At 72.4% G+C, this 15911-nt stretch carries 14 protein-coding genes; 8 read left to right on the forward strand and 6 right to left on the reverse strand.

Annotation, left to right across the window (positions count from 1 at the left end; all coding sequences use genetic code 11):
- Positions 1-59: 59 nt before the first annotated feature.
- On the forward strand, positions 60-950 hold the full coding sequence (locus tag Vau01_RS19115; RefSeq protein ID WP_203994470.1) for a hypothetical protein: 891 nt from the start codon (positions 60-62) through the stop codon (positions 948-950).
- A gap of 49 nt (positions 951-999) precedes the next feature.
- Here Vau01_RS19115 and Vau01_RS19120 read toward each other — a convergent pair whose 3' ends face one another.
- From Vau01_RS19120 to Vau01_RS19135, 4 genes are read right to left on the reverse strand one after another with little or no spacing between them, the layout of a single operon-like run.
- A complete protein-coding gene (locus Vau01_RS19120; RefSeq protein ID WP_203994472.1) occupies positions 1000-4062 on the reverse strand; it encodes a TIR domain-containing protein in 3063 nt (1020 codons plus the stop codon).
- A 3-nt stretch (positions 4063-4065) separates the two neighbouring features.
- A complete protein-coding gene (locus Vau01_RS19125) occupies positions 4066-5124 on the reverse strand; it encodes an LLM class flavin-dependent oxidoreductase (protein ID WP_239151703.1) in 1059 nt (352 codons plus the stop codon).
- 38 nt (positions 5125-5162) lie between these two features.
- Positions 5163-5528: a DUF2203 domain-containing protein gene (locus Vau01_RS19130; RefSeq protein WP_203994478.1), complete on the reverse strand. Its 366-nt coding sequence runs from the start codon at positions 5526-5528 to the stop codon at positions 5163-5165.
- A gap of 25 nt (positions 5529-5553) precedes the next feature.
- On the reverse strand, positions 5554-5991 hold the full coding sequence (locus Vau01_RS19135; RefSeq protein ID WP_203994481.1) for a MarR family winged helix-turn-helix transcriptional regulator: 438 nt from the start codon (positions 5989-5991) through the stop codon (positions 5554-5556).
- A 51-nt stretch (positions 5992-6042) separates the two neighbouring features.
- On the opposite strand from Vau01_RS19135, the gene Vau01_RS19140 reads away from it, so the two are divergent.
- Positions 6043-7140 carry an FAD-dependent oxidoreductase gene (locus Vau01_RS19140; RefSeq protein WP_203994483.1) on the forward strand — a complete coding sequence of 366 codons (1098 nt, stop codon included), beginning with the start codon at positions 6043-6045 and terminating at the stop codon, positions 7138-7140.
- A gap of 3 nt (positions 7141-7143) precedes the next feature.
- Here Vau01_RS19140 and Vau01_RS19145 read toward each other — a convergent pair whose 3' ends face one another.
- Positions 7144-7770 (reverse strand): hypothetical protein, encoded by a 627-nt coding sequence (locus Vau01_RS19145; RefSeq protein WP_203994486.1) that lies wholly within the window; start codon positions 7768-7770, stop codon positions 7144-7146.
- 75 nt (positions 7771-7845) lie between these two features.
- On the opposite strand from Vau01_RS19145, the gene Vau01_RS19150 reads away from it, so the two are divergent.
- Genes Vau01_RS19150 through Vau01_RS19160 form a run of 3 tightly spaced genes read left to right on the forward strand, consistent with a single transcriptional unit; the run spans position 7846 to position 12653 of the window.
- The gene (locus Vau01_RS19150) at positions 7846-9552 is read left to right on the forward strand and encodes an Hsp70 family protein (protein ID WP_203994489.1); all 1707 of its coding nucleotides are present in this window, start codon (positions 7846-7848) and stop codon (positions 9550-9552) included.
- Positions 9549-12110, forward strand: a complete 2562-nt coding sequence (locus Vau01_RS19155) for a hypothetical protein (protein WP_203994491.1) — start codon at positions 9549-9551, stop codon at positions 12108-12110. Before Vau01_RS19150 ends, Vau01_RS19155 begins: the two co-directional genes overlap by 4 nt.
- Positions 12111-12161: 51 nt before the next feature.
- Positions 12162-12653: a VOC family protein gene (locus Vau01_RS19160; protein ID WP_308440469.1), complete on the forward strand. Its 492-nt coding sequence runs from the start codon at positions 12162-12164 to the stop codon at positions 12651-12653.
- Here Vau01_RS19160 and Vau01_RS19165 read toward each other — a convergent pair.
- Positions 12646-13305, reverse strand: a complete 660-nt coding sequence (locus Vau01_RS19165; RefSeq protein ID WP_203994494.1) for a class I SAM-dependent methyltransferase — start codon at positions 13303-13305, stop codon at positions 12646-12648. The two genes, Vau01_RS19160 and Vau01_RS19165, sit on opposite strands and share 8 nt — an antisense overlap.
- A gap of 181 nt (positions 13306-13486) precedes the next feature.
- Between Vau01_RS19165 and Vau01_RS19170 the strand changes: the two genes are divergently transcribed.
- The 3 genes from Vau01_RS19170 (at position 13487) to lepB (ending at position 15909) form a co-directional block, all read left to right on the forward strand.
- Entirely contained in the window at positions 13487-13696 is a 210-nt protein-coding gene (locus tag Vau01_RS19170) for a hypothetical protein (protein ID WP_203994497.1), read from the forward strand.
- 62 nt (positions 13697-13758) lie between these two features.
- The gene (locus Vau01_RS19175; RefSeq protein ID WP_203994500.1) at positions 13759-15507 is read left to right on the forward strand and encodes an ABC transporter ATP-binding protein; all 1749 of its coding nucleotides are present in this window, start codon (positions 13759-13761) and stop codon (positions 15505-15507) included.
- The gene (gene lepB / locus Vau01_RS19180; protein ID WP_203994503.1) at positions 15508-15909 is read left to right on the forward strand and encodes a signal peptidase I; all 402 of its coding nucleotides are present in this window, start codon (positions 15508-15510) and stop codon (positions 15907-15909) included.
- Positions 15910-15911: the final 2 nt, after the last annotated feature.

The following is a 15911-nucleotide window of genomic DNA, read 5'->3' on the forward strand; positions in this document are numbered from 1 at the left end:
GTCCAGCGTCGTGTCTCACGGTTCTCCGCAGCCACAAGGGCTTCGACAGGAGGGCAGAGATGCGCGTATCAAGGATGTGGGCGGCGGCCGGCCTGGCCGTGGCCGCGGTGGTGGCGGCCGGGGCCGTACCGGCGCAGGCGGCGACGTTGCCGTTCGGCACGGTGCGGTCGATCGTCCAGCAGGTGCCGTTCAGCACCGCGAACCCGAAGACGTTCGCGCTCCCGTGCAACGCCGGCGAGCGGGTGCTCGGCGGCGGGGCGTTCACCGTCGGCGGCGTGCACGCCGTGATCACCGAGATGCAGCCGATCCACCCGGCCACCGGCCCGGACTCCTTCCAGGTCACCGCCGCCGCCGACCAGTTCGGCATCGCCGGGACCTGGAGCATGCAGGTGTTCGCGTTCTGCGCGGTGGTACCGGCCAGCGTGCAGCTGGAGATCAGGACGCTGACCAACCCGCCGACCTCGGCGACGGTCGACCAGGCGGTGACCCGGTGCTCGCCGGGCAAGGTGGTCATGAGCACCGGCGGCAGGATCGACAACGGCAACGGCCAGGTGGACCTCGGCACGGTCCCGACCAGCAGCGGCATCCTGGCAACCGGTAGCTCCGCGATCGCCAAGGAGGACGCCGACGGCTTCGCCGGCTTCTACACGGTCACCGGCTACTCGGTGTGCGGCCGGCCCAACCTGCTGGCCAGCGACTTCCAGATGCGGCGGGTGCAGGTCGCCGCGGCGGCGGGCGTGTCGAGCCTGAGCAACCTCACCTTCTGCCCGTCGGGGACGCAGTTGACCGGGTTCGCCGGGTACACCGACCTGTTCGGAACCCACCTGCAGCGGCTGACGCCGAACCTCGCGGGCGGCCGGACGGCGTTCGGTGGGACCTTCGGCGCCCAGTCGTCGGTGACACCGACGTTCGCGTGGAACATGGACACCACGATCTTCTGCGCGCAGTAGGTCCGGTCCAGCACCGGTCCGACCCACTGGCCGGACCGGTGCCGGGCTTCTACACCGGCGTACCGCTCTCGATGATGTTCCGCGCGGCGAGAACGGCGGGTTCCCGCCGGGAAATGCCGTACACCGACGTCACCAGGTCGAGCATCTTCCCGAAGTACCTCGACGGGTCGCGGAAGTCGATGTGGACCCGCCCCTGCAGCAGCGGGGGGAACGACTCCGACGGCAACCCGCGAAGGAGCACCGGATGCACCGTCTTCTTGGAGGTTTCCCCGCCGGTCATCCGCACGCCGATGAGGTCACCCTCCGCGGCCACCATCGTGCCCGCCTCGTCGCGGGTCTCGTGCTTCTCGCGGTAGCCCGGCGTGCCGATCACGATGATGCGGTCGGCGGTGGCGATCTCGGAGATGAACCGGGAGATGCTGGCGCCGGCCGCGGAGTTGTCCCAGACGTCGAGCAGCACGCTGACGCCCGCGTCGGAGAGGTCCACCGCCAGTTGTTCGACCCACCGGGCGTCGTCGGCCAGTCCCCAGGCATAGCTGATGAAGCAGGTCGGCGCGGCCAGTCCGTTGTCACGGGCCAGAGCCTTGATCTTGACCAGCGCGGCCTGGTAGGAAATTCGGATCCGTGCCGTCAGCTGCTCCTGGTCCACCATCGAGGCATCGTCGGCCGTGTGCCCGGAGAGCTCGACCGGTGTCGTCAGCTGGATCCTCGAGCCGCACTCCTCGCAGATCACGAACGTGCGACCCTCCAGCACCCGCCGCACCACCGTGCTGCGCTCCTGCGCGAACGAACACTGTCCGCACCTCGCGAGGGGATACCGGAGGACGTGGACGTTCCGGCGTCTGAGGAAGTCCTCGAACAGGCCCTGGAACAGCATTCGGACCGAGTCCGGCGAGCCGGCCGACTGGTAGATGACGAGTTCGACGAGACCGTCGGCATGACTTGACCGTCGGAACCCGCAGATCTCGCCGGGTCCGACCTCGTACTCGGCGTGGTCGCGCCACTGGTTGCTGCGCCGGAACGCGTTCGTGTACCCCAGCAGCACGACGAGTGCGGGGAAGACGTTCGCCACGTCCCCGGTGACCCGGTAGGTGGCGAACTCCTCGACGGGCACCGACCGCGACTCGGGTCGGCTCTGGTTGATCAGCGCCGGAAAGACCAGCAGCGCGTCCGCGCCCAGGGACTCGCGGAGACAGGCCTTGCGGCCGAGGAACAGCAGGATGACGGCGTCGAGCATGAGCCGCCGTTCATCCGCGCTGAGGCCGTCGAGCTCGGGAAAGCTGTACCTGCCTTCGAGAAGGTCGGCCTCCCGGAGCGCGCCCAGCCCACGCGGATTCCGCCGGGCCTCGAGGACGATCGACGACGCGAGGCCGACCAGGAGATCCGGCAGGAGCACCACGAAGTCGCGGCCGCGGGAGTCGGACACGAGTTCGACGTATCCGTGGTTCCGCAAGGCGCGCAGCGCCGACACGAAGACCGCGGCGTCCCGGGTCGCCGCCTCGTCCGTGTTGACGAGGGTGATCAGCTCGTCGACGGTCAGGATGGGCTTTCCCGATCCCTCCCGTTCGACCGCTTCCTTGATGCGCAGGACGGCGATCTTCACTTCCAGAAAGTGCTGGGACGTCACCGTCACGCGGGGTTCGCTCGCCGCGAGCGCCGACGCGGTCAACCGTTTGAGCTCCTCGATCCCCTCCCGGGTCTTGGCGCTGGTGCTGACGTAGCCGTGCGAGATGCCGTGCTCGGTGCAGAACCGCTGCAACTCGCCGTAGGTGAGGTTCGGGGTACCCCGATCGGCCCGTGCGCCCACCAGCACCGCCGGGGGCATGCTGTCGTCGGTTCTCCGCAGCTTGCGCACCCAGAACTCGACACCGCGCAACGGGTCCTCCTGATTCGACGCGTCGAAGAGGAGAAGCGCGCAGTCGAGGCCGTCCAGAAAGAGCGAGTGGACGAGGCGGTACTCCGGCTGGCCGGCGAAGTCCCACAACACCACCTCCACCGTGGTGTCGTCCTGATCCTCCGCGGCGAGGGCATCCAGGATCCAGAAGCGCTGTCCATGGGTCGACTCGTGCAGGATGAACTCGTCGTAGACGAGCCGGGAACCGAGCGTCGACTTCCCCACGCCGCTGTCGCCCACCAGGGCCACCTTCTTCGTGGCGTACCGGATGCTGAGGTCGCCGGTGACGGCGACCGGACGGTTCGGCAGGTTGAGGTCGAAGACGACGAGGCGTCCGTCCAACCCGGTCGTCACCAGGATTTCCCGGCTCGGATGCATCGACGCCGCGGGTTGCCGCCACAGTCCCCGGGCGTGCTGGTCGAAGAGCGCGGTGGCGAGGCGCCAGGTTGAACAGCTCCAGACATGGATTCCGCGGCTGCGCGCCACCAGATGCCGCCCGTCCGGCGTGAACGCCAGCGAAGTGACGCCGTCGACCGGTCCTTCGAGGCTGATCAGCGTTCTGCCGTTGGTCACGTCGAGCACGCTGACGGACCCGCTCGGCGTCCCGACGGCGATCGTCCGACCGTCCGGGCTGAAACAGATCGACTGCGTCCCACCCGGAATGGACATGTACGCGCCGTGGTCCGACGTCGCGCGGTAGACGACCAGATTCTGCGAGTCGGGACGGGGGTTGCCCGCCGCCCACCGCTCGCCGTCGGCCGCGATCGCGACGGCCGAGACGGGCTCGGAGAACGCGGCGAACCGCAGCACGTCCCGACTGCCGAACAGGTCCCTCAGGAAGACGTTTCCGTCGCTGCCGGAGTGGAGCAGGATGCGGGCACCGTCCGGTCGCTCGGCGGTGGCGATCGCGGTCACCTGGCCGGCACTCTGCCCGAGCGTGAAGTCGAGCCGTCGCCCGCTCTCCAGACTCCAGCCGTAGACCGATGCGCCGACGGCACCGCACACCAGGGTGCCGAGCGGATCGAACGCGACCCGACCGACAAAGTTCTCCGTGGCGAGACGCAGTCGCATGTCACCGGTCGGGAAGTCATAGATCTCTATCCCGGTATGGCCGGAGATCGCGAAGGTCGTTCCGTCGGGGGCCCAGGCGATCGCTGACGGATGCGTCCGGTCCTCCCGCTGGACGACCAGCAGTACCTGGGGTTCCTTCTCCGCCATCCGCTAATCAGAACGCGGACCCGTGCTCCGGAGCAACGGGAGCAGGTGCTCGCCCTGACGCCTGACCTCGGACAGGTACGGCGTGTCCGAGAGGACGAAGTGCGTGACGCCGAGCGCCTCGTAGCGCCGCAGCGACGCCGCCACCTCCGCCGCCGAGCCGACCAGCCACGTGGCGCCGGCGCCGACGCCACCGGACCGTCCCGGCGCGGTGTAGAGGTTGGTGTCCAGCACCTCGCCCCGCGCCGCGAGGTCGACCAGTCGCCGCTGCCCGGCCGCGATCTCCCACCCCGAACCGCTGGCCTCGGTGGCCGGCGCCATCCGGGCGACCCGGGCCGTCGCCTCGGCCCAGGCCTCCTCGGCGGTGTCGCGGACCACGGTGGTCACGCGCAGCCCGAACTCCAGCGGCGCGTGTTCGCGCCCCGACTCCCGCGCGAGCCGGGTGAGGCGCTCGATGCGCGCGGCCACGTCGTCGAGGGGTTCGCCCCAGAAGAGCTGGACGTCGGCCTCGGTCGCGGCCACCGCTTCGGCCGCGGCGGAGGCGCCGCCGAAGTACAGGCGCGGCGGTCGCGCCGGTCGCGGTTCGACGGTGGAACCGGTGACGTGGAAATGCTCGCCGCGGTACGTGACGCCGTCCTCGGTCCACAGGCGGCGCACGATGCGCATGAACTCCTTCGTGCGGGCGTACCGGTGGGCCTGGTCGCCCTCGCTGTCGCCGTAGGCGGCCAGGTCGTCCTTCCCGGACACGACGTTGACCAGCAACCGCCCGCCGGTGAGGTGGTCGAGCGTCGCGGCGGCCGACGCGAACTGGGCCGGCCGCCAGTAGCCCGGCCGCACGGCGACCAGCGGCCGGAACGTCGTGGTGCGGGCGGCCAGCGCGGTGGCGACGGTGAACGTGTCCGGCCGTCCCCAGCCGGTTCCGATCAGCGCGCCCGCCCAGCCGTGGTTCTCGATCGCGAGCGCCTGTTCGGTGAGCGTCGACAGGCTGTTGTGGCCGGTTCCGCCGTCGTCGCCCCGATGCCCGGCCCGGACCTCGTTCGGGATGTACCAGAGAAACCGCGCCATCAAGCCATCATAACGATCAAGAAGCTAGGACATCGAGGTCAGTCAGCGAGCCGGCGGCGGCCGGGGAAGCCGAGGTCGGTGCGGTGGTACCAGGTCAGTTCGGCTTCGCCCTCGAGCCAGCACAGCAGCACGGGCACGCCGTCGAGGTCGGCGGGAAAGTCGAGCAGCAGGGGTGCGACGCCCTTCAGGTCCGCGCCGGTCTCCTGGACCTCCGTCATCAGCTCGTTGAGCCGCGCCTCGGCCGCCTTGCGCTCCGGGAGCCCGCCGAGGTCCGTCGGCGGACCCCCGACGGCGAGCGCGGCGGTCAGCTCGACGAGGTCGGCCCGGACGACGACGATCTCGTCGAGCACCGGCCGCAGCCGGGTCAGCTCGGCGCGGGCCTGCGGCACCGTGAACAGTCCCATGGGTACACAGTCTGTCACCGCCGGGTCAGGACCTCGCGGCGGCGTACTCGATGAACCGGGCCAGCAGGTCGTGCAGGCGGCGGCGCTCCTCCGGGGTGAGCGGGGTCAGCAGGCCGGTCATCACCTCGCCGGCCGTGTCGGCGGCCGCGGTCAGGCGCTCGCGGCCGGCGTCGGTGATCCGGACGGCGTAGCTGCGGCGGTCGCGCTCGTCCTTCGTCCGGGTGGCGAGGTCCTGCCGTTCGAGCTCGTCGATGATGTAGACCATCGACGATTTGTCCAGCTGGAGGCGGTCGGCCAGGGCGCGCTGGCTCATCGGACCGGCCTCGGCGAGGGTTCCGAGCACGCCGAGATGGCGCAGTTCGACGCCGTGCGCCTGGAGGGCGCGGTTGGTCGCGGCGCGGGCGTAGCGGTGGGCGAGCATGAACTGCCCGCCGATGGTCCCGGCGAGGGGGTCGGTGTCCATGGACACATTATGGCCGATGACAGATCGTCTGAGTTCAGATAATCTCGGTTCATGAGAATTGTCGTCGTGGGGGCCGGGCTGTCCGGGTCCCTGCTCGCACAGGGCCTGTCCGGGGCCGGGGTCGACGTCGCGCTGTACGAGCGGGAGGCCCCCGGCCAGGCCCAGGGTTACCGGATCCACATCGCGCCCGAGGGCGACCTCGCGCTGCGGGCCTGCCTGCCGGCCGACCTCTACGAACGGGTCCTGGCCACCGCCGCCGGCCGGCGCGGCGCGGGATGGCGGGTGCTCGACCCGACGCTCAACGTCGTCCAGGAGACGCTCGTGCCGGAGACGGCGGGCGAGGCCGAGCACGGCCGCCACCTCACGGTCGACCGGCTGACGCTGCGCCGGATCCTCGTCACCGGCCTCGACGTTCAATACGCGACGCCGTTCCGGCGCTACGAACTGCTCGACGACGGCCGCGTGCGGGTCTTCCTCGGCGACGGCAGAGTCGACGAGGCTGACCTGCTCGTCGGCGCCGACGGCACGCACTCCCCGGTCCGCAAGCAGTTGCTGCCGCACGCCGAGGTGGTGGAGCTCGGCATCACGGAGATCTTCGGACGCACGCCGCTGACCGACGAGGTCCACGCGCTGGCACCGGCCGTGGCGATCGACGGCTTCTGCGCCGTCACCGGCACCGACGGCCGCTTCATGCCGCTCGCCGCGCACCGGTTCCTCCCCGGCGCCGCCGGGGAGGACTACCTCATGTGGGTCGTCGCCGGCCCGGCCGCGATGTTCCCGGCCGATCTGTCCACAATGGACAAACCGGCGCTGCGGAAGACCGCCGCCGACCTGGTGTCGGACTGGCACCCCAGCCTGTCCGCGATCGTCGGGCTCGGCGACCCCGGCAGCGTGCACACCACCACGATGCGCACCGCGCAACCGGTGCCCCCGTGGGACACGGTGCCGGTGACGCTGATGGGCGACGCCATCCACACGATGGTGCCGCAGGGCACCAGCGCCTCCGTCGCCCTGCGCGACGCCGCCCTGCTGTGCCGCCGCGTCACGGAAGGTCCGTTGCTCAAGGCCGTGCACGCGTACGAGGCCGAGATGCTCGAGTACGGCTTCGCCGAGGTGGAACGCTCCCTGCGGTCCGCGTCGAACCACTAGCGGTCAGGCGAACCGTTCCGTGGTGACGGGCACCAGGCCGTGCCGCCGTACCGCGGCGGTCAGGTCGCGCAGCACCGGGCCGACCGTGTCGTCGGCATCGTCGGCATCGTCGGCATCGCCGGCATCGCCGGTGTCGCCGGCCAGCAGGACGGTCACGTCGAGTGCCCAGGCGACTCCCCGGCCGACCCGCCGCACGTCCCAGGAGAAGTGGTCGCCACCGACCGTGCGCGAGCCGGCACCCGGCGCGGCACCGGCCGGTTCCTTGGCGAACAGCACCCGGTAGACGCGCTTCTCGCGGAAACCGGCGGGCGGGTCGGTCGGGCCGAGGCGCAGCGGCGGCGCGGTCGCGAACGGCTCGTGGCCGACGAAACGGGCGCGGAGGGCGGCTTCGTCCGGAAGCTCACCGCCGGCCAGGGCGCGGTACGCGCGCTCCGCGCCGGCGCGGTCGGTCGGCGTCACGCCGGCCAACAGGTCGGGATCCGTGCGCACGGCGCGGCCGAACGACGGTGTGCTGAGCCAGCGTGGGTCCGCTCGCGTCCAGGTCAGGACGCGCAGGCCGACCGTCGTGTGGTCGTCGCCGTAGACGAACTCCTCCACCAGCAACCCGTGGGACAGAAGGGAGTAGTCCACGTCGCGGGACTGTAGTGGCGCCCGGTGCCCGACACGGTGCAACCCGCCGTGGACTCCGCACGCTAAAGTTCCGCCATGTCGCGCAGTAGAACCGAGTCCACGGGGGCCGTGTACGGCATCGACCTCGGTACCACGTACAGCTGTCTGGCCGGCATCGGCACCTCGGGCCAGCCCGAGATCATTCCGATGCTGAACGAGGTGGCCACGCTCCCGAGCGTGGTCCTTTTCGTGGGGCCGAACGATTATCTGACCGGTGAGCCCGCGCGCGTACAGGCCCGCGCGTTGCCCGAAGACGTCTGCACGCTGGTGAAGCGTCGCATGGGCGACGGTGACTGGCGGTTCGTGAGCCACGGCAAGGCGTGGTCGGCACCCGCGGTCAGCAGCCTGATCCTGAAGGCGCTCGTCAACGACACGGCACTGGCCGCGCCCACGCCCGTCCACGATGTCGTGATCACCGTGCCGGCATACTTCGGTGACGAGGAGCGACGGTCGACCAAGCTCGCCGGCGAGTACGCCGGGCTGACGGTCGTCGACGTCATCAGCGAGCCGATCGCCGCCGCCCTGTCGTACGGGTTCGCCCGGATCGATCGCACGACAACGGAAGGCGCCGCCAACGAGGAGGTCGCGCTCGTCTACGACCTCGGCGGCGGCACGTTCGACGTCACCGTGGTGGAACTCGCCGAGAAGCGCGTCGCGGTCGTGTCGATCGACGGCGATCACGAGCTCGGCGGCGCCGACTGGGACGAGAAGCTCGCCATCCACCTGTCCCACGCGTTCACCAAGGCGCACCCCGACGCCGAGGACCCGCTCGACGACAGCGCCGGCTCGCAGGCGCTGATCCTGGCGGCGGAGAACGCGAAGCGGAACCTCACGCGGCGTCCGCAGACGACCGTCAAGGTCGCGCACGACGGCCGCGAGGTCGACGTCACGGTGACCCGCGAGGAGTTCGAGACGCTCACCCGCAGCCTGCTCGACCGCACGATGGAGCTGACGAAGCAGGCGATCGAGGCGGCCCGCAAGCGCGGCGTGCAGAAGATCGACCGGGTGCTGCTGGTCGGCGGCTCCAGCCGCATGCCGGCCGTCGCCGAGCGGCTCGCCGCCGAACTGGGCGTGCCCACCCAACTCGCCGACCCCGACCTGGCGGTCGCCAAGGGCGCGGCCGTCTACGGCCAGAAGAAGGCGATCGAGCGGCTGGTCGTCCGCGACCTCGTCACCCGCGGCCAGCTCATCGACGGCGCCGAGGTGGGCTCGGCGGCACCGGGCGCGCTCGACGCCGCCTGTGCCCGCATCGCGAGCGCGTTCGACATGACGCCCGAGCAGGTGCGCCGCACGGTCGAGATCCAGGTGCTGAACGTCTGCTCGCGCGGCTTCGGCGTCCTGGCGATCGGCCGGGGCGACCTCGAGGCGGTCTTCCTCGTGCACCGCAACGACCGGCTGCCGGTGGCCGTGCGCCGCTCGTTCGGCACGGTGCGTGACAACCAGGACGTGGTGACGGTGCGCATCATCGAGCAGGGTGGTGGCGTCGAGTCGACCGACCCGCTCGTCAACAAGATCATCGCGGAGGCGTCGATCACCGGGATTCCGCACGGCTACCCCGCCGGCAGCGAGATCGAGATCACGCTGGCGATGGGCTTCGACGGGATCCTGACGCTGAGCGCGGTGCACGAGGGCATGCGCGACCGACCGCTGCAGATCCAGATCGAGACGAGCGCGGCGCTGAGCCAGGCCGAGGTGGCCAGGGAACGGGCGCAGGTCGCGAACATGTGGCGCAAGAGCTCATGACGTTCGACGCCAACGACTACCGCAAGCGCGTCCTCGCCGCGGTCGAGGCGCGCGGCGGCATGCCGGCCAGCGATCCGTTCGAGTGGTACGACGTGCCGCTGGACAAGGCCGACCTCATCAGCGACGACGAGGTCGTCACGCAGGTCGAGGCGGTGTGGGCGTTCTGGCAGAAGAACCGGAACCACCCGAAGTACCGCGGCCTGGTCACCGCGCTGCTCGAGGCCCACGGCGAGATCGCGCCGGCCATGTGCGAGCGGCTCACCCGGCTGCAGCTCGCCGGGAAGACCCGCACGTCGCGCGCCGAACGCGACGAGGAACGGTTCGTCGACCTCGACGCCGCGATCGAGCGGCTGGTGGAACGGTTCGGCGGCATCCCCCGGTCGAAGCGGGCGGGTGTGCTCGCGTTCGCCGCGCAGGCGGGCGTCGACCAGGCCAGCGCCGAGGCGCGGATGGCCCGGCACCCGGTCATCGACGACGAGCCCACGGCGGGCCAGCCGGCACCGATGTCGGAGGTCGTCTTCCGGCAGGTGAAGGCGAACCTCGAGGAGCTGGGCCGGATCCTCGGCCGGCCCGCGTTCGTGAGCCTCTACGACCTGCTCGGGCTCGACCCGACCGCGCCGCGGCCGGTGCTGGCCAACGCGCGCGAGGTGTACGCGGCCCGCAACCGCGAACTGCGTCCCGACCGGCGCCGCGCGCTCGTCGACGACCTGCTCGCCTCCGTCACCGCGCTGCTGCTCGACAGCGACCCCGAGGCGTACCTCGACATGCTCCTCCAGGACGTCACCGCCCGGCTGCGGCCGCGCGTGTCGGCGGCGGTGCTGGTCGAGGACGAGCTCACCGCCGACGACTACGAGCACATGGTCAGCGAGGCGGAGGCGCTCGGCCTCGACCACGGCCGCGCCGTCAAGGCGGTGTCGACGCTGGCCCGCGAGCTCGGCGTGGCGGTGCCGCAACCGGCGACGCAGCCGGCCCGGACGCCGTCGTCGGGCGTCCCGCGGCCCGGAAGCGTGCAGCCGCCCGTCGGTCAGACGATCCGGCCGCCGTCGACGTACACCCCGGCACCGTCGACCCCGCCACCACCGCCGCCACCGTCACGGCCCGACCGGTTCGCCCGGCCCGGCCGCACGCCGGCCGGCGGCGCCGCGCCGACCGCCTCGCCGCGGGCGTGGCACGACAAGCTCTCCGAGGCGCGGGCCGCGCTGCGGGCCGGCCGCGTCACCGAGGCGCAGGCGAAGGTCGAGGAGGCCCGCCAGCTCGCCGGCGGCACGATGCCGCCCATCCGGGCCATCGCCGACGAGGCGGCCAACGTCCTCACCGAGGCCACCCAGCGCTGGGCGGCGGCCGTCGCCGCGCTCGCCGCCCGCCGGTACACCGAGGCGACGGGCATCCTCGAACGGATCCAGGCGATCGCGGTCGACGTCGCCGGTCCGAACGGACGCTCGGTGGCCGACGCCCTCGCGGAGGCCCACCGGGGCACCGAGACCGCGTCGGCCGCGCTGGAGCACGCGGCGACGCTGCCCGGGCAGGCCCGGGAACTGGCGCTGCTGTCCGCGCTCAACGCCGCGCCCGACCATCCGGGCCTGATCGCCGCGCTGCACGAGATCGGCGTCCAGCCGCCCGGTGACGTCCGCACCCGCATGGTGAGCGGCGGGCTGGTCATCAGCTGGGCTCCGTCGACGTCGCCGGGGCAGGTCGAGTACCGGATCCAGCGGGTCGGTCCCGACGGGAAACTGCTGCCGGTCGGCACCACGCACCGTCCGGAGCTCGAGGTGGCCGCGCCGCGCCCGGGCGAGCCGACGCCGGTGTACGTCGTGGTCGCCCGCCGGGCCGGGGTCGTGTCGGCCGAGGTCCGCTCGGACGCGCCGGGCCGCGCGTCACAATCCCCGGTGACGCCCGCAGCGTCCCCGGCCACGTCGACTCCCGCCGCACCGTCCGCCACCGTCGCCCAGGCGGCGGCGGTCGCCCCGGTGTCGGTGCCGCCCGGCCCGTTGCCGGTGCCGGTGGAGTCGCTGGCGGTGCTCCCGCACGGCAAGCGCGTGCGGCTGGTCTACCCCGTGCCCGCCACCGGGCACGTGGAGATCCGCCGGCTCCCCGACGGCGTGCGCCCGCCGACGGCCGGTTCCCTGGTGTCCGACCCGTCGACGTACGGCGAGGTCGTGCCGGGAATGGGGCCGGGGCTCGCGGTCGACCGGCGCCCGTCCGGCCCCACCCGGTACCTCGCGCTGACCGTCGACGGCGCCGCCGTGGCCGGACCCGTCACGTGGTACCTCGAACTGCCGCCGGTCACGAACCTGCGCGTCACCGACGCCCTCGTCCAGTGGGACTGGCCGGCCGGCTGCACCGAGGTCATGCTCGTGTGGCGGGCCGACGCACCACCGGAGAGCGCCGGCGACCCGGCCGCGGCCGGCACCCGCAAGGTCACCAACACCCGCTACACCCTCGACGGCGGCTTCGCCCTCCCGGCGGACCGGCCGCTGCACGTGGCGGCGTTCTCCTGCACCCGGATGGGCGGCACCCTGGCCGTGGCCACGAACGCGGCGGTGCTGAGCGTCAGCTGAGGGAGCATCGACCGACAGGCGATTGTGACCACGGATGTCGAGAATCGTCGGGTGGCTCCGTCCCCGGGGTCGACACCGCCGTACGACACCAGGGAGATCAGCATGGCGATCAAGCGGATGGACAACGTCCTCATCGTCGTCGAGGACCTCGACGCCGTCGTTTCGTTCTTCGTCGAACTCGGGATGGAACTGGAGGGCAAGGGGCCGGCCGAGGGGGAGTGGGTCGACAAGGTGATCGCGATCGACGGCACCCGGCAGGACGTCGCGATGCTGCGGACGCCCGACGGGCACGGCCGGATCGAGCTGACGCAGTTCCACGCGCCGAAGGCGATCCGCTCCGAGCCGACCGACGCGCCCGTGAACACGCTGGGCATCCGCCGCGTCATGTTCGCGGTCGACGACATCGAGGACACCGTGGCGCGGCTGCGCGGCACCGGCGTCGAACTCGTCGGCGAGATCGTGCGGTACGAGGACGTCTACCTGCTCTGCTACGTCCGCGGGCCCGAGGGCATCATCGTCGGGCTGGCCGAACAGCTCAGCTGACCCGGCGGGCGAGCAGCACCGTGTCGTGCGTGTGGTGGGTACCCGGCGGCGCCGGCACGGTCCGTGGCCGGGTCTCGTCGACCAGCACGGTCCAGCCGTCGTCGAGCAGCGCGGCGATCTCGTGCGGCTGGTAGAAGCCGGTCGGGTCGATGCCGAGTTCCGTCGCCGGCGGCAGGCCGGCCAGGTCGTGGCCCGCGAAGAGGAACGTGCCGCCGGGCGCCACGGTGTCGAGCAGGCGGCGCAGCGCGGCGTGGTCGGGCGTGCGCGGCAGCGGAAGATAGTGGACGGACACCAGGTCGAACGGTCCGGCCGGCGGCGCGTCGACGGTGAGGTCGGCTCGCACGCACACCATTCCGCCAAATGAGCCGCTGGCGCCGGCCGGGCCGTCAGCGCCGGCGCCGTCAGCGGAGCCGCCGGTCGCGGCGGTGTACGCGGCGGCGGCCCGGTCCAGCGCGACCTGCGAGATGTCCACCGCGGTCACCCGCCACCCGCGCCGGGCCAGCCAGATCGCGTCGCCGCCCTCGCCGCAGCCGACGTCGAGGGCGCGGCCCGGTGGCAGGCCGGCCGCCTCGGTGACGAGCACCCCGTTGGGGTTGCCGCTGAACATGTGCTCGTGGTTGCGGTACCGCTCGTCCCAGAACTGCGCGTCCATTGCCGTCTCCTCCGCTCGGTCGGCCACGACCCTGCCCCGCCCACGGCCGCCCCGCAACATCCGTTGCCGGATCGGCAAAAGTTAGTGGATTCTTAGCGGTCGTCGTTAACGTCCGCCGCGGTCGGTGCGCCGCGCCGGCCGCACTCGGCCGGTGCCCGGAACGACCACCAGGGAGACATCCATGAAGACGATCAACAGTGCCGTCGATCGGCTCCTGGCAAGGCTGCTGCGCGGTGACACCGCGGGCGCGTGCGTGCCGGACCACGGTGACAGTTGCGGCGCGACCAAGTACGTCTGCCACCTCGGCCGGCTGTACAAGACCGTCTACGGCCGGGTGCAGTGCAACGGCAGCTGTCCCAACCCGGTGACCACGAACGCCGGCACCTGCTAGTAACGGGGGGGCGGGTGACGGGGCCACGGTCCCGTCACCCGCGCGTTGATCGGGAGGCCGCGATGCTGCCCACGGTGGTCGCCTGCCTGGCGACGAGCTGGCGGGCGGGCCGCGCGACGACCGCCGCGGTCGGCGCCCTCGCCCTGACCGTCGGGCTCCTGCCGTCCGCCGCCGTATGGCTGGGCACGCTGATGATCGACGAGCTGACCACGGGCCGGAACGCCGCCCGGGTGGTCGCTCTGGCCCTGGCGGCCGCCGCCGCGGCGGCGCTGACCGCCGGGCTCGGCCAGCTCGGCGCCTACCTCGCCGCCCGGCTGCACCGCGCGATCACGCTGACCGTGCAGTCCGACCTCTACGCGAAGGTGAGCGGGTTCGGCGGGCTCCGCCCGTTCGAGGACCCGCGGTTCCGCGACCGGCTGCGGCTGGCGCAGAACGGTGCGCGGGAGGCGCCGCTGAGCGTCACGGCACTGCTGTCGGACGGTCTGCGCGGCGCGGCGACCGTCGGCGGGTTCGCGATCGCGATCGGCCTGCTGTGGCCGCCGATGCTGCTCCTGCTGACGGTGGCGGCGGTGCCCGCGTACCTGAGCCACCGGTCGCTCGGCCGCAGCGCCGCGCGGACCGACCGGGCGACCGCCGCGCAGCTCTACTACCGGACGCTGCTCACCGACCCCGGCGCCAACCGGGAGATCCGCCTGTTCGGCCTCGGCGACCTGTTCCGGGGCCGGTTGCACCGCTCGCTCGAGGAGACCACGGCCGCCGAACTCGGCGTGCACCGGCGGCGGGCCGTCGTGCGGGCGCTGCTGGGCGTCGCCGGTGTCGCGGTGTCGGCGCTGGGCACGGTGGTGATGGCGCTCGCCGTCGTCGACGGCCGGCAGACGCTCGGCGGGCTGACGATGGTCGCCGCCGCCACCGTCGGCGTGCAGGCGACGCTGACCGCGCTGCTCGGCCGGCTCGGCGACACGACCCGGTCGCTGGCCGCGGTCCGGCACCTCACCGACGTGCTCGCCGCGCCCGACGACCTGCCCGACGGGCACCTGGACGTGCCGCCGCTCGCCGGGACCGTGGAGTTCGAGGACGTGTGGTTCCGCTACGACGACGACGGACCGTGGATCCTGCGCGGCGTCACGTTCACGCTCCACGCCGGCTGGTCGACCGGGCTGGTCGGCCTGAACGGCGCCGGCAAGAGCACGCTGGTGAAGCTGCTGTGCCGGTTCTACGACCCGCAACGCGGCCGGATCCGGTGGGACGGCACCGACCTCCGCGCTCTGCGCGTCGACGACCTGCGGCGCCGGATCGCGGCCACGTTCCAGGACTTCTGCCGCTACGAACTCACCGCCGCCGAGAACATCGGGCTCGGTGACGTCGACCGGTTGACCGACCGCCGCGCGATCGCCCGTGCCGCGGTGATGGCCGGCGTCGGCCAGGCGGTCGCGGCGCTGCCCCAGGGCTACGACACGACGCTTGTCGACGGCGTGCTGCTGTCCGGCGGCCAGTGGCAGCGGCTGGCCGTCGCCCGGTCGCTGATGCGCACCGATCCCGACCTCGTCATCCTCGACGAGCCCAACGCCGGCCTGGATGCCGAGGCCGAGCACGCCGTGCACACCGCACTGCGGCAGAGCCGGCGCGGCCGCACCACGCTGCTGATCTCGCACCGGCTGGGCGCTATCCGGGACGCCGACCTGATCGTGGTGCTGGCCCAGGGCCGCGTCGCCGAGCAGGGCACGCACGACGGGCTGATGGCCGCGGGCGGCGGCTACGCGCGGCTGTTCCGGTTGCAGTCGGCGAGCTACGGCGTGCCGGTGGCGACGTAGATGCCCTTCGTTCTGGTGGCGGCGCTCGTCGTGGTCGCGGCCGCGGCGCTGGCGCGGCGTTCGTACCGGGTCATCAACGTGACGGGACGCAGCATGCTGCCCACGTTCCGCCCCGGCGACCGGGTGCTGGTCCGCTGCCGGCCCGGCCGCACCCCGGCGCGCGGGTCGGTGGTGGTGTTCCGGGCACCGCCCGACCTCGATGTCCCCTGGTACGTCAAGCGGGTGGCCGCGGTGCCCGGCGACCCGGTGCCGCCCGAGATGCGCGCCGCCGTCCCCGACGACGTGGTGCGGTCGGGCTGCGTGCTCGTCCTCGGCGACAACCCGCACAGCGTCGACTCCCGCCTCATCGGCTACGTACGGTGCGGTTCGGTCCTCGGCACGGTGGTCCGCCGGCTGGCCTGACC

It is taken from the genome of Virgisporangium aurantiacum, assembly GCF_016863635.1.
In the GTDB taxonomy this organism is placed as follows: Bacteria; Actinomycetota; Actinomycetes; order Mycobacteriales; family Micromonosporaceae; genus Virgisporangium; species Virgisporangium aurantiacum.